Origin of the sequence: Mycobacterium sp. 20KCMC460 (assembly GCF_022179425.1) — a bacterium.
Classification (GTDB): domain Bacteria; phylum Actinomycetota; class Actinomycetes; order Mycobacteriales; family Mycobacteriaceae; genus Mycobacterium; species Mycobacterium kiyosense.
Genome location: NZ_AP025524.1, coordinates 1,166,611 through 1,179,203, shown reverse-complemented (window position 1 = coordinate 1,179,203; position 12,593 = coordinate 1,166,611). Strand labels below are relative to the sequence as shown.

General features: G+C 69.4%; 14 protein-coding genes. 4 read left to right on the top strand and 10 right to left on the bottom strand.

Annotated elements, in window-relative coordinates; genetic code table 11:
* Nucleotides 1–131: 131 nt before the first annotated feature.
* The 9 genes from MKCMC460_RS05440 to MKCMC460_RS05400 all read right to left on the bottom strand — a co-directional run bounded on the left by MKCMC460_RS05440 (nt 132) and on the right by MKCMC460_RS05400 (nt 7,705).
* Nucleotides 132–1,211, bottom strand: coding sequence for a lysophospholipid acyltransferase family protein (locus MKCMC460_RS05440; RefSeq protein ID WP_236983773.1), 1,080 nt, complete (start codon nt 1,209–1,211; stop codon nt 132–134).
* A 6-nt stretch (nt 1,212–1,217) separates the two neighbouring features.
* Nucleotides 1,218–2,339, bottom strand: a complete 1,122-nt coding sequence (locus MKCMC460_RS05435) for an SDR family oxidoreductase (RefSeq protein ID WP_236980839.1) — start codon at nt 2,337–2,339, stop codon at nt 1,218–1,220.
* 68 nt (nt 2,340–2,407) lie between these two features.
* Nucleotides 2,408–2,509: a 30S ribosomal protein bS22 gene (locus MKCMC460_RS05430; RefSeq protein WP_003402602.1), complete on the bottom strand. Its 102-nt coding sequence runs from the start codon at nt 2,507–2,509 to the stop codon at nt 2,408–2,410.
* A 165-nt stretch (nt 2,510–2,674) separates the two neighbouring features.
* Nucleotides 2,675–2,932, bottom strand: coding sequence for a cell division/environmental response transcriptional regulator (locus tag MKCMC460_RS05425; RefSeq protein WP_236980837.1), 258 nt, complete (start codon nt 2,930–2,932; stop codon nt 2,675–2,677).
* Between the two features lie 139 nt (nt 2,933–3,071).
* Nucleotides 3,072–3,950 (bottom strand): pyrroline-5-carboxylate reductase, encoded by an 879-nt coding sequence (gene proC, locus MKCMC460_RS05420; RefSeq protein ID WP_236980835.1) that lies wholly within the window; start codon nt 3,948–3,950, stop codon nt 3,072–3,074.
* A 31-nt stretch (nt 3,951–3,981) separates the two neighbouring features.
* On the bottom strand, nt 3,982–4,809 hold the full coding sequence (locus MKCMC460_RS05415; protein WP_236980826.1) for a thioesterase family protein: 828 nt from the start codon (nt 4,807–4,809) through the stop codon (nt 3,982–3,984).
* A gap of 2 nt (nt 4,810–4,811) precedes the next feature.
* The gene (locus MKCMC460_RS05410; RefSeq protein ID WP_236980824.1) at nt 4,812–5,654 is read right to left on the bottom strand and encodes a sugar phosphate isomerase/epimerase; all 843 of its coding nucleotides are present in this window, start codon (nt 5,652–5,654) and stop codon (nt 4,812–4,814) included.
* 18 nt (nt 5,655–5,672) lie between these two features.
* On the bottom strand, nt 5,673–6,680 hold the full coding sequence (locus MKCMC460_RS05405) for a hypothetical protein (RefSeq protein ID WP_238305381.1): 1,008 nt from the start codon (nt 6,678–6,680) through the stop codon (nt 5,673–5,675).
* Nucleotides 6,677–7,705 (bottom strand): Ppx/GppA phosphatase family protein, encoded by a 1,029-nt coding sequence (locus tag MKCMC460_RS05400; protein WP_236980820.1) that lies wholly within the window; start codon nt 7,703–7,705, stop codon nt 6,677–6,679. Before MKCMC460_RS05400 ends, MKCMC460_RS05405 begins: the two co-directional genes overlap by 4 nt.
* Before the next feature lie 129 nt (nt 7,706–7,834).
* Between MKCMC460_RS05400 and MKCMC460_RS05395 the strand changes: the two genes are divergently transcribed.
* Complete coding sequence (locus MKCMC460_RS05395; protein WP_236980818.1) at nt 7,835–8,614, top strand: hypothetical protein; 780 nt, start codon at nt 7,835–7,837, stop codon at nt 8,612–8,614.
* On the opposite strand, the gene MKCMC460_RS05390 is transcribed toward MKCMC460_RS05395, so the two are convergent.
* Nucleotides 8,577–9,338: a FadR/GntR family transcriptional regulator gene (locus tag MKCMC460_RS05390; RefSeq protein ID WP_236980815.1), complete on the bottom strand. Its 762-nt coding sequence runs from the start codon at nt 9,336–9,338 to the stop codon at nt 8,577–8,579. The genes MKCMC460_RS05395 and MKCMC460_RS05390 overlap by 38 nt on opposite strands.
* A gap of 90 nt (nt 9,339–9,428) precedes the next feature.
* Here MKCMC460_RS05390 and MKCMC460_RS05385 point away from each other — a divergent pair, with 90 nt between their 5' ends.
* From MKCMC460_RS05385 to MKCMC460_RS05375, 3 genes are read left to right on the top strand one after another with little or no spacing between them, the layout of a single operon-like run.
* On the top strand, nt 9,429–10,391 hold the full coding sequence (locus MKCMC460_RS05385; RefSeq protein ID WP_236980813.1) for a hypothetical protein: 963 nt from the start codon (nt 9,429–9,431) through the stop codon (nt 10,389–10,391).
* Nucleotides 10,391–10,720, top strand: a complete 330-nt coding sequence (locus MKCMC460_RS05380; RefSeq protein WP_236980811.1) for a hypothetical protein — start codon at nt 10,391–10,393, stop codon at nt 10,718–10,720. The genes MKCMC460_RS05385 and MKCMC460_RS05380 overlap by 1 nt, the downstream gene beginning before the upstream one ends.
* Complete coding sequence (locus MKCMC460_RS05375; protein WP_236980809.1) at nt 10,717–12,585, top strand: GMC family oxidoreductase; 1,869 nt, start codon at nt 10,717–10,719, stop codon at nt 12,583–12,585. The genes MKCMC460_RS05380 and MKCMC460_RS05375 overlap by 4 nt, the downstream gene beginning before the upstream one ends.
* Nucleotides 12,586–12,593: the final 8 nt, after the last annotated feature.

Below are 12,593 nucleotides of genomic sequence, written 5' to 3'. Positions count from 1 at the left end.
GTACACCTCGAACGCCGTAGCTTCACACTCAACGCCGTAGCTTCACACTCAACGCCACAGCGTCACAGTCAAACGCCACACGTCCACAACCGACGCTGCAGCTTCATCACCGAAGCCGCCGAGAACCCGACCTAGCCGAAGAAGATGTTGCGACGCCCCGCCAGCAGCCGGTACAGCGTCTGCTGAATGGTCTCGCGCACCTGGTCGGTCAGTTCGAAGGTGACCATCGGGTCGTCGGCATCGCTGGCCGGGTAATCCGCGGTGTTGATCGGCTCGCCGAACGCGATGCGCCACTTCGACGGCAGCGGCACCAGCCCCGCGGGGCCGGCCAGCGGGAACAGCGGCGTCACCGGGAAGTACGGCAGGCCGAACAGCCGCGCCAGCAGCTTCACGTCGGTGAGCATCGGGTAGATCTCTTCGGATCCGATGATCGAGCACGGCACGATCGGCGCCTTGGTGCGCAGCGCCGCCGACACGAAGCCGCCGCGGCCGAACCGCTGCAGCCGGTAGCGATCCTCGAACCGCTTACCCAGCCCCTTGTAGCCCTCGGGAAACACCGCGGTCAGTTCACCGGAGGCCAGCAGCCGGTGCGCGTCGGCGGTACAGGCCATGGTGTGGCCGGCTTTGCGCGCGGTCGAACCGACCACCGGCAGGTCGAACACCATGTCGGCGGCCAGCAGGCGCAGGTCGCGTTCGGCCGGGTGTTCGTCGTGCACGGCGACCGACAGCATCAGGCCGTCGAACGGCAACACCCCGGCGTGGTTGGCGACCACCAAGGCCGCGCCCTCGCTCGGGATGTTCTCGACACCGCTGACCTCGACCCGGAACCAGGACTTGAAGAAGAACCTCAGCAACGGCCGCACGATCGCGTCGTTGAAGTGCGGGTCGAAGCCGAATTCGTCGACGTTGTAGTCGCCGGTCAGTCGCTGCCGCAGGAATCCGGCGACCGCAGCGACGCGCTGAGCAACATCGTTGAGTGGCGCCTCACTGGTCGCTGAACCACCGGCGGCGCGGCGGTGCTCGTCGATTTCGCGGACGACGGAGGCGATCTCCTCGGCCGTCGCCCGGCCGCTGGGATCGGCAAAGGATGAGGGGTGCTGACCGGACGCATCCGAGCGCGGGTTACCAGCACGGCGACGCGCCGCTACGCGCCCCCGATTGCTGTGCAGTGGAATGACATTCGCTCTGGTCTCACCCGCCACGTTATCTATCCAAACCTATCTGACCCCGACCCAGGGAATGGGATTCCTGCTACCCCAGCGCTGCGCCACAGCTACGGCACGACCCTCCCAGGAGCGTACCCGATGCGGGTCGATTATGGGAGTCAAGCCGCGGCCGCGGACGTAGTCGTCGAAGGCCTCCGCGGTCGACCACTTCGGCTGGTAGCCGAGTTCGGTGCGCATCCTCGTGGTGTCCATCACGCGGCCGTAGCTCAGGTAGGCGAACTGCTCGCGGTTGATCTCGGTGTAGCGGTTGGCCCGCCGTAGCGAATCGAGAGCCCACACGCCAAAACTGGGTACTGGCAACGGAATTCGGCCGGCGCGACGAATCGCTTGAGACAGCATTATGATTCCGTCGGCGCCGATGTTGAACGTGCCGGCCCGGCCCGCCATGGCCGCACGCTCCAGGGCGCCCAGCGCATCCTGCTCGTGCAGCAACTGCAACCGGGCATCACGACCGAACATCGTCGGCACCAAAGGCCCTGCCAGATAACGAGATAACGTGGTGTCCATCGCCGGACCGATCATGTTGGCTAACCGCAGAATGGTCACCGCGATGTCCGGCCGGCGCCGACCCAGCCCACGCACGTACCCCTCGATGTCGAGGCTGTCCTTGGCGAAGCCCTCGCGGAACGGCCGACGGCTGCTGCTGTCCTCGGTGAACATCACCGGATCGTGCGGACTCGACCCGTACACCTCCGAGGTCGACTTCAGCACCACCCGGCGCACCGACGGCGCCTTCTGACAGGCGGCGAACAGTTGCATCGCGCCCATCACGTTCAGTTCCTTCAACGCCGCACTGCCACCGGAGCGCGGCGCATAGGAGGCCGCCGCCGCATGCACCACGGTGTCGACGTCGCCGTTTCGGATCACCTTGGCGATAAAAGGGTTACGGATGTCGGCGCGGACAAACTCGGCACGGCCCATCCGGCGCAGCATGTCCTTGCTCGGCGCGATCGCGTCCACCGCTATCACACGGTTCACCAACGGGTTCTGCACCAGCCGTGCGGTCAGGTAGCCCCCGAGGAACCGGCACGCGCCGGTGACCAGCACGACCTTGGGGTAATGCACCTTGTCGCTGCCGGCGTCACCGCCACCCTTGCTATCCGACGAATCCACCCCGACAGCCTAGCCACGGAGCGAGACGACGGCGTTACGGACCGGTGACGGCGCCGGCGGCCGAGGACCTACTTGCCGAGTTTTCTGCGCTGCACCCGGGTGCGACGTAGCAGCTTGCGGTGCTTCTTCTTCGACATACGCTTGCGCCGCTTCTTGATTACTGAACCCATGAACTCCGCTATCTGACCCGGACCAGCTTTTTGGCTTGACTCGAAATGACCCCGCTACCTTACCCAACCGTGGGCAGGCAACACCAAATCACCGGCGCGCAGCTGCAGAGTCACCTGGTGCGCGTCTAGTCCCGCCGGACGGCGGAAGAGCCGGCCGGCCGCCGCCTAGCCGGCGTCGAAGTAAGACGTCTCCAGCATGTCGTGCACGGCCTTGGCGTGGACCCGGAAGGACCGCCCCACCCGAACCGCGGGCAGTTCGCCGTTGTGCACTAGCCGGTACACGGTCATCTTGGACACCCGCATCAGCGCCGCAACCTCGGCGACAGTGAGAAATTGCGCCCGGGACTGCCCGGCGTCGGAACCGCCGTCCCGTGCGCCTTTACCAGCAGAGTCCCGTGCCGACGGCCCGTTCGTTGACGTCATCGCAACCCAATCGTGTCAGGCCCGCGCAATGCCAGCGGCTTCCCCTCCGCTGGCACCCACACGTGCTTACAAAGAGGAGAATAGCGGGACTAGTGGGGTTACTGGTACTGGTGAGAGACAATCGGTTGAAATTCCCGAATTATTCCGATGTAATTCTCAGCTGCTCAGAGCGGCTTTTCGCGGCCTGAACCGCGGCATCGACGGTAGCCCGAAAGCCGCCCTGCTCCAACGCCCGCAGCGCGGCGGCGGTGGTACCGCCGGGCGAGGTGACCGACGCCCGCAGCTGTGCCGCCGACGCGTCGACGCGCAATCCGATCGGCTCGCCGTCGGCCGGTTTCCGCCCCTCGTCCATCCGCTCCAGCAGCATCGCCGCCGACCCGGCCATGGTCTGCGCGGCAAGATCGGTGGCCACCTGCCGGCTCAACCCCACCGCCACACCCGCATCCACCAAGGCCTCGACCAGCAGGAAAAAGTACGCCGGTCCCGAGCCCGACAGCGCGGTGACGGCGTCCAGCTGCTCCTCGGGAACCGTCAGCACCCCACCGACCGCGTCGAACAGCGCGGACACCTCGGTCAGCTGCTCCGGCGTGACGAACCGGCCCTTGGCCAGGGCGGTGACGCCCGCACCGACCAGCGCCGCGGCATTGGGCATCGCCCGCACCACCGGCGTCCCGGCCGGCAATTTGGACTCGAACAGGGTGAGCGTGATACCAGCGGCCACGGTGACGAACACCTGCTCGACGCTGTCGCTGTCGGCGTCGGCGGCGACGTCGGCGAGTTCGTCCACCACCGCCTCGACATCCACCGGCTTGACCGCGACGACGACGAACGACGCGTTTTCCACCGCATCCCTAATCGAGGTCACCACCAGCACCCCGTACGCGGAGGACAGATATTTGGCCCGATCCGGCATCCGCTCGGCCACCACCAGGTCCTTGACCTGCCGGCCGGCCCGCAACAGGCCGGACAGCAGTGCCTCGCCGATGCTCCCGCCGCCGATGATCGCGATACGTGCCATGCCGGAAAGCATTCCAGACAGCGCGGCTCCGCTACCGGGCAGGCACCATGGCCAACTGGCGCGTCTGCACCACCAGGCGGCCCAACCGGTCGACGACGATGTGGTCCTCGTCGAACCAGTCGTGCCCGATCTCGACGCAGGTGGCGACGATGCGCAGCCATCCGTCGGCGGGCAGCGACCGCAACAGCGCGGTGAGCTGAACGGTGGGCGCCCAGCCGGTGCGGTCCACCGCGAAGGTCACCGGGACCGACAGATCCCCGCACATCAGCGCGAACAATGCGTCCGGAGCTAGGTCTCGGGGCCGGGCCCACATCTGAATCACCGGCGGCCGACCCGCAACCGCCTCCATCGAGGACAGTATCGGCCGGATGTCGCAGCCCGCCCCGAGATGCACCAGGCCGGCCAGCCGGTGCCCGGGCCCGATCGGCGCCAGGTCCGCTGGGGGCTCCGGCGGCATCAACTCCAGCACCGGGTTGGCCGACAACAGCGGCTGGCTTTCACCGGGCAGGTGATGCTCGGGCTCACCCAGGGTGACCACGGAGTGCACCGCGGTGCGGTCGCCCTGCATCAGTTCGACGTCGGCCACCGTGATGCGGCGGCCGCGCTTGCGAATCGAGGTCTCCAGGCGCATCGGCCCCGGATCGGGCGCGGACAGGAAGTTCACCGACACCGCCACGGGCTGCTGGCCCGGGCCGCCGAACGCCGTCCGCGCCGCATTGGCGCTCAAGGCGACCATGACCCCGCCGTGCACCTTGGGCCCGATGGTCCAGTTCTCGTCCAGCTCGCCCTCAAACACCGGCCCGCCCGGACCGGACTCGATCTGCCGTAACGCCATCGCGGCGGTGAACAGGGCTGCCATGGTCAGCGCAGCAGGTGGGTTCGGGCGAACTGGAGCGACTCGACCAGCATTGCTTCGCGCTCGGTGGCCGATCGGGCGCCGGAGGTGGACACTTCCAGCACCACGTGACCGGCGAATCCGCTGCTGGCCAGCATCTGGCACACCTCGGCGGTGGGCTGGGTGCCGCGGCCGGGCACCAGATGTTCGTCGGCGGGCAGTCCGCTGCCGTCGCACAGATGCAGATGCACCAGCCCCGAGCCCATCCGGCGGGCCATCTCCAGCGAATCGGTGCCGGCGGTCGAGGTGTGCGAGAGGTCCAGCGTGTAGTGCGCGTGCTCGCCGTCCAGCGGGTCATAGGACGGCGCGAACGCCGAGATCGCCGGCCCGGGGCCGCCGCCGCGCCGCCGCATCCGTTCCCGGGTCTGCTCGGACCCGAAGAAGCGGTCGGCGCGGAAGGGGAACATGTTCTCCACCGCCACCATCACGTCGCTGGATTCTTCCAGGGCGATCACCTGCTCGCGGAACCCCTCGGCGTATCGGCGCTGCCACCGGAACGGCGGGTGCACCACCACCGTCTGCGCGCCCAGCTGTTCGGCCGCGCGCACGCTGCGGTCCAGTTTGGCGATCGGATTGGCGCCCCAGACCCGTTGCGAGATCAACAGGCAGGGGGCGTGTACGGACAACACCGGCACCCGGTACCGCCGGGACAGCTTGGCCACGGCGTCGATGTCCTGGCTGACTGCCTCGCTCCACACCATCAGCTCGACCCCGTCGTAGCCGAGCCGGGCGGCGTACTCGAATGCGGCCTCGGCCCGCAGCGGGTACACCGAGGCCGTCGACAAGCCGACTTTGATTGCTGGGCGCACGGTCTCCTCTGCCGGCGCCTAGCTCGTCTGCAGCAGGGCCATCGGCCCCAGGGTGATCAGCGCACCCACGGCGACCGCGATCAACGTGCTACCGATGTCCTCGGTTTTGCGCACCACCCGGACAGCGACCACCAGGCCCAGGATGACCAGCACCGAGAGCACCAGCGCCACGATGGCGTCCCAGCGCCAGAGCTCCTCGAATGCGACGAACAACCCCGCTCCGAACACCACGGCCAGGATCGACTGCAGCACGACCAGCAGGCCGCGACCCACCGCCGCCATTCGGCCTGAGGCAGCAGCGCCGGCCCGGTCTTCGTCCTCGTACTCGTCCTGCGGGGCCGCCGGGGCCGCCGGGGCGGGTTCCCGACGCCGGCGGGCCACCTCGTCGGCGATGGACTGTCCCCCGAACAGGGTCCCGTCCTCGGTCTCTTCGTCGTCCGATCCGTGCAGGTACGAGCGCACGTAAGCGGAGTCCTCGACCACGGTTTCGGGATCGCGGACCTCGCTGTCCATCACATCGACCGACGAGTCGGTGTAGTGCCCCACCGGGTCCGGGCTCATGTGCTCGGCACCGGACTGCGGCCCGTCGCCGGAGTTGCCGGCGTGTCGCAGTGGGCGGGGGTATTCACTGCGTTGCGGGCCCGGTGTGCGGCGTGCGGCGGGCTCCGATTTGGGCCAGCGCGGCTCGGGTTCGGCCCAGTACGCGGCTTTGGCGTCGGGTTCCACCGGCTTGGCCGGGGCGGCGGCGGCAGCCTCGGCGGGGGGTGTCGGCGCGGCGACTCGGTGTTCGACGGGCGCCGGAACCGGCTCCGCGACGCGGGCGGCCGCGGCGGGGGGCACCGGGGGCTCTTGGGGCTGCCGATCGTCACGCACGACCGGGATCTCGCCGGTCAGCTCGGCGACGCTGACCGAGTCGTCGCCGCGTCGGCGGCGGCGCCGACGGGTACCCGCCGGTGAGCCGATGGACCCGTTCCGGGCCAGCAGCTCGGCCACCGATATTTGCTTGGTGTCCTCCGTGTCAGTCATGCTTTGCTGCCTCTCGACCGCGCGTGCCGATCAACCAACTGACCTCCAGCATCCCGCACCGACGTCCGCACAGTCGAAGTTTCCATGAAGGCCGTTCCGTCGGCCTCACTGTCGAGTTTGCGCAAGATGAGCCCCTCCCGTAGCGCCCACGGGCAGATGTCCACCGTTTCTATCGACAGCGCTCTCATGCTCGCCTCCGCCACCAAAGCACCCGCCACGATCTGCGGCGCCCGCTCGGCGCTGACTCCTTCCAGTTCTGCCCGGTCAGCGGTCGTCATCCTAGAGATGAAAGATATGAGTTGTCTGAGGCCGTTCGCGGTGAGCGTGCGTTTCACCCGCGGGCCGGCCGCTGAGGGCGCCGCGCCGGTGAGTCGCGCCAGCGAACGGAACGTCTTCGACGTGGCCACCGCGAGGTCGGGCGCACCGGCGTCGAGGACGGCCGCACTGGCTTCGGACAGTTCGGCGTCCAGCCAGTCCCGCAGCATCGCCACCCGGCGGCGCCCGGGTGGATCGTCGGGCAACCATTCGCGGGTCAGCCGGCCGGCACCCAGCGGCAGCGACAACGCGACGTCGGGCTCCTCGTCCACGCCGCTGGAGAGCTCCAGCGACCCGCCGCCGATATCGAGGTTGATGATGCGTCCGGCGCTCCAGCCGAACCAGCGGCGCACCGCCAGGAAGGTCAACCGCGACTCGTCGACGCCACGCAACACCTGCAACTCGACGCCGGCCTCTTTGCGGACCCGGGCCAGCACGTCGTCGGAGTTTTCGGCGTCGCGGACGGCGGAGGTAGCGAATGCCATCAGCTCCGAACAGCCGGAGCTGACCGCGATCTTGGCGAACTCGTCGATGGTGGACACCAGCTTGTCGGCGCCGCGCTTGGTGATCTTGCCCGAGCTGTCGGTCGCCTCGGCCAGGCGCAGGGTGGCCTTGGTCGAGCTCATCGGCGTCGGATGCCCACCACGGTGTGCATCGACCACCAACAGATGGACGGTGTTGCTACCCACGTCCAGCACGCCCAATCGCACGCAACAAAACTAGCCGGGTTGGCGGAGTGCTCGTCTCGCGACCCGCGCTTGGGCCGGGGTGGCCGGCGTCCCGGCCCACCTGAGCGTTGCGGCCGCTAGCGGGCCGAATTGTGGACTAACGTTGCACCCGTGGCCAACTCGCTGCCCGGAACAGAGGTCGAACTCGATTTCGCGCGTGAATGGGTGGAGTTCTTCGACCCCGACAACCCCGAGCACCTGATCGCCGCCGACCTCACCTGGCTGCTGTCGCGCTGGACGTGCGTGTTCGGCACGCCGGCCTGCCAGGGCACCGTCGCCGACCGGCCCGACGACGGATGCTGCTCGCACGGCGCGTTTCTGTCCGACGACGACGACCGCGCCCGGCTCGACGACGCGGTGCAGAAACTGACCGGCGACGACTGGCAGTTCCGCGATAAAGGCCTGGGCCGCAAGGGTTACCTGGAGATGGACGAGTACGAGGGCGAGCCGCAGTACCGCACCCGCAAGCACAAGAACGCGTGCATCTTCCTGAACCGGCCCGGGTTCGCCGGCGGCGTGGGCTGCGCGTTGCACAGCAAAGCCCTCAAGCTGGGGGTGCCGCCACTGACGATGAAGCCCGACGTGTGCTGGCAGCTGCCCATCCGGCGCAGCCAGGAGTGGGTGACGCGGCCCGACGGCACGGAGATCCTCAAGACCGTTGTCACCGAGTACGACCGCCGCGGCTGGGGCTCCGGCGGCGCCGACCTGCACTGGTATTGCACCGGCGACCCGGCCGCACACGTCGGCGCCACCCCGGTCTGGCAGAGCCTGGCCGACGAACTGACCGAGCTGCTCGGCGAGAAGGCGTACGCCGAGCTGGCCGCAATGTGTAAGCGCCGCAGCCAATTAGGGCTTATCGCGGTGCATCCGGCGACGCGGGCGGCGCAGTAGCCGGCAGGCCGGAGGTGCCGGTGTAGGCCAGCACCATCCGCAGCGCGCTGGCGTTGAGGTACGCCTCGACGGTGTGTGCGGCGGCCTCCTCGTCGCGGGCTGCGACGGCCTCGGTGATCGCGCGCAGGTCGGCCACCACCGGCTCGGGGTCGGCGTAGGCGCCGGTGAGTTCGTGTTCGCGGCCGCCGAAGGCCTGCTCCACCCACCGGTACAGCAATCCCAGGGCGCGGTTGCGGGTGCTGTGGATCAGCACGTGGAAGTAGGCCAGGTCGGCGCTCTGCCGAGCCGCGGCGGTGTCGGACTCCTGGACCGCGGCCAGCGCGGCGCGCAGCGCGTCCGCGTCGCCGGGGGTGCCGCGTTGCGCCGCCAGCCTGCCGATCAGCGGCCCCAGGGCGCCGCGGATTTCCAGCAGCTCGACCAGGAATTCCGGGCCCAGCTTGCGCACCAGCGCCTCCACCACCGCCGGATGGGTGAGACCTTCGGGGTCGCGCACCACGCTGCCGCTGCCGTGCCGCACGTCGATCAGGCCCATCTGCTGCAGGCGGGCCAGCCCCTGCCGCAGCGAGGTGCGGTTGACGCCCAGCTGATCAGCGAGTTCGCGTTCCGGCGGCAGGGTGGAGCCGGGCGGGAAGACGCCGTCGAGGATGGCGTCGGCGATCGACGCAGCGATCTGTTCGTCGACACGCTGGCGATCGGGCGGGGGTATCGGACTTGACTGGCTCATTGGCTCAACCAATATAGTAGGCCGACCGGACTGCCGTCCGGCGAAATCCGGTTCCGCGTGTTTCGGCCCTTCAGCTCACGGAGGCAATCAGTGGATGAGCCACTCGACCAGGCCTCGGCGGCGCAACCCCGCTGGCGGGGCGCAAAAGGACGCCTCGAGGTCTGGTACGCCACGCTGTCGGATCCGGTGACGCGGGCGGGGTTATGGGTGCACTGCGAGACGGTGGCCCCCACCGTCGGGAGTCCCTATGCGCACGGCTGGGTCACCTGGTTTCCCGCCGAGGGGCCACCGCGCACCGAGCGGTTCGGCCCCGAACCCGTGGCACCCACGCCCGGCACCTCGTGGTTCGACGCGGCAGGCGCGTCGATAGGTCCGCACTGGTTGACCGGAGCGGCAAGATCGCTGGCCTGGGACCTGTCCTGGGAAGACGCCGCGGCGCCGCTGTGGACGTTTCCACGCCTCGCGTGGGAGCGCGAACTGCTGCCCGGCGCTCAAGTGGTACTGGCTCCGACGGCCGACTTCACCGGCGGGCTCACCATCGACGGTGCCACCCGACCCGTCGAAGGCTGGCGCGGCAACGTCGCGCACATCTACGGCCACGGCAACGCCGAACGCTGGTGCTGGGTACACGCCGACCTCGGCGACGGCAACGCGCTCGAAGCGGTCGCTGCCCAGTCACACAAGCCCGGGCTGCGCAAGCTTCCGCCGCTGGCGTTCGTCCGCTTCCGGATCGACGGAAAGGATTGGCCCGCAGGGTTTTTGGGCCGTGGCCCGGCACTGCGGATGCGCACCACCGGCGGCCCGCGGCATTGGCAGCTGGAGGGCCGCATCGACGGTCGCGACGTGTTGATCCGAGTCGACCAGCCGCCGCAGCGATGCGTGAGCCTGCGATACACCGACCCCGACGGCGGCACCTGCGTGTGCACCAACACCGAGCAGGCCGACGTCCACATCGATCTCGGCGAACGCCACTGGTCGGTACTGGGTACCGGCCACGCCGAAGTGGGCCTGCGCGGACCGCAGGCGCCTCCCGTCAACGAAAGGACTCCGTAATGAGCTTCGCCCTGGACCCGCCGCTGCTGTTCGCCTCCGGAATACTGCTCGAGCGCCGGCTGCCCCCGCAGCGGCGCGACCTCGCCGAGGCCGCCGTCCTCGGCGTGTTCTTCGCCGGTTCGTTCGGCCTGTACAACAACGTGCCCGGGTTGGGCTTCCTGTGGCGCCCGTTCCGCGCCCGCAACGGCCGCGACTTCATGTGGAACAGCGGCGCTTTCAGCCTGGACACCAATGAGCTGGACTGGCCAGCGCACGCCGCGGCCGGGGCGATCTTCGCGACCTACCCGATGTTCCTCAAGCTCGGACGGGCGCTGGGGCGCCGCGGGTGAATCGCCTGGCGGATCGCGCGGTCGCCGCGTTCGGTACGGCGCTGCTGCCGCAGGAGCACGGCGGGCCGGCCGCGGCCCTGCTCGCCGAGCGGGTCGACCGCTACCTCACCGCGATGCCGGCCACTTCACGCCTGGCAATTCAGGCCGGGCTGCTGTCGATGTCGGCGGCGAGCTATCTGACCACCGGCCGCTCGCTGGCGCGGCTCAGCCCGCAACGGCGGGCACAGGTGCTGCACCGAATCGCCGCGCTCAACCCGGACGCCGGTGCCGCAGTGGAAGGCCTCAAGGTGGTCATGCTGCTGGCCAACGGCGCCGACAGCTACGCCGCCGAGCTGTTGTCCCGGGCCCAGCATGACGTCGCTGCCCGCCCCGATGCGCCGCTGCACGTGACACCGTCGACCGAGTGCGCCTCCGTCGTCACCGCCGACGCGGTGGTGGTCGGTTCCGGCGCCGGCGGCGCGATGGCGGCCCGCACGCTGGCCCGCGCCGGACTCGACGTCGTCGTCCTGGAAGAGGGCCGGCGCTGGACCGTCGAGGAATTCCGCAGCACCCACCCGATCGACCGCTACGCCGGCCTTTACCGCGGCGCCGGGTCCACGATCGCGTTGGGCCGACCGCCGGTGGTGTTGCCGATGGGACGCGCGGTGGGCGGCACCACCGTCGTGAACTCCGGCACCTGCTACCGGCCGCCGGTTGCCGTGCAGCAGCGCTGGCGCGACGAGTTCGGCCTCGAGCTGGCCGACCCCGACCGCCTGACCGGGCACCTCGACGACGTGGAACACACCCTGCAGGTGGCATCGACGCCGCGAAATATCATGGGCCGCAACGGGAATCTCCTCTTGGATGCCGCCGCCACGCTGGGCTGGCAAGCCGCACCCATCCCCCGCAACGCCCCAGGCTGCGAAGGCTGTTGCCAGTGCGCGATCGGCTGCCCGCACAACGCGAAATTCGGCGTGCACCTCAACGCGCTGCCGCAGGCCTGCGCGGCCGGGGCGCGGATCGTCTCCCAGGCACGCGCCGAACGGGTCCTTGTTGCGAACGGACGCGCCCGCGGCGTGCGGGCGCGACGCCCGGACGGCACCGCCGTCGACGTGCTGGCCGCCACCGTCGTGGTCGCAGCCGGCGCCACCGAGACACCGATATTGTTGCGGCGCAGCGGCATTGGTGGGCATCCTCGGCTGGGCCGCAATCTCGCACTGCATCCCGCGACACTGCTGGCCGGACGTTTCGACGACGACGTCTACGCCTGGCGCGGCGTGCTGCAGAGCGCGGCCGTGCACGAATTCCACGAGTCCCACGGAGTGTTGATCGAGGCGACCTCCACCCCGCCGGGCATGGGGTCCATCGTCTACCCCGGCTTCGGCGCCGAGTTGCTGCACTGGCTTCAGCGGGCACCGCAGATCGCGACGTTCGGGGCGATGGTGGCCGACCGGGGCGCCGGCTCGGTGCATTCGGTCCGCGGCCAGACGGTGGTGCGCTACGACATCGCGCCGGCCGACGTCGCCAAACTGCGGGTCGCGTTGGATGCTATCGGTCGACTGCTGTTCGCCGCGGGTGCCGTCGAGGTACTCAACCCGATGCCCGGTGCGACAACGGTGAAGTCGGTGGCGGAGCTGCAGGATGTGTTGTCCCGCAACGACCCTCGCAATCTTCACCTTTCCGCTTTCCACCCGACCGGGACCGCCGCGGCCGGCGCCGACGATCAGCTCTGCCCGGTCGATGAGGCCGGCCGGTTGCGCGGCGTCGACGGCGTGTGGGTGGCCGACGCGTCGATCCTGCCCAGCTGCCCGGAGGTCAACCCGCAACTGTCGATCATGGCGATGGCGCTGGCGGTGGCCGAGCAGGTGGCCGCAGCCGCCGACTAGGGTCGGCT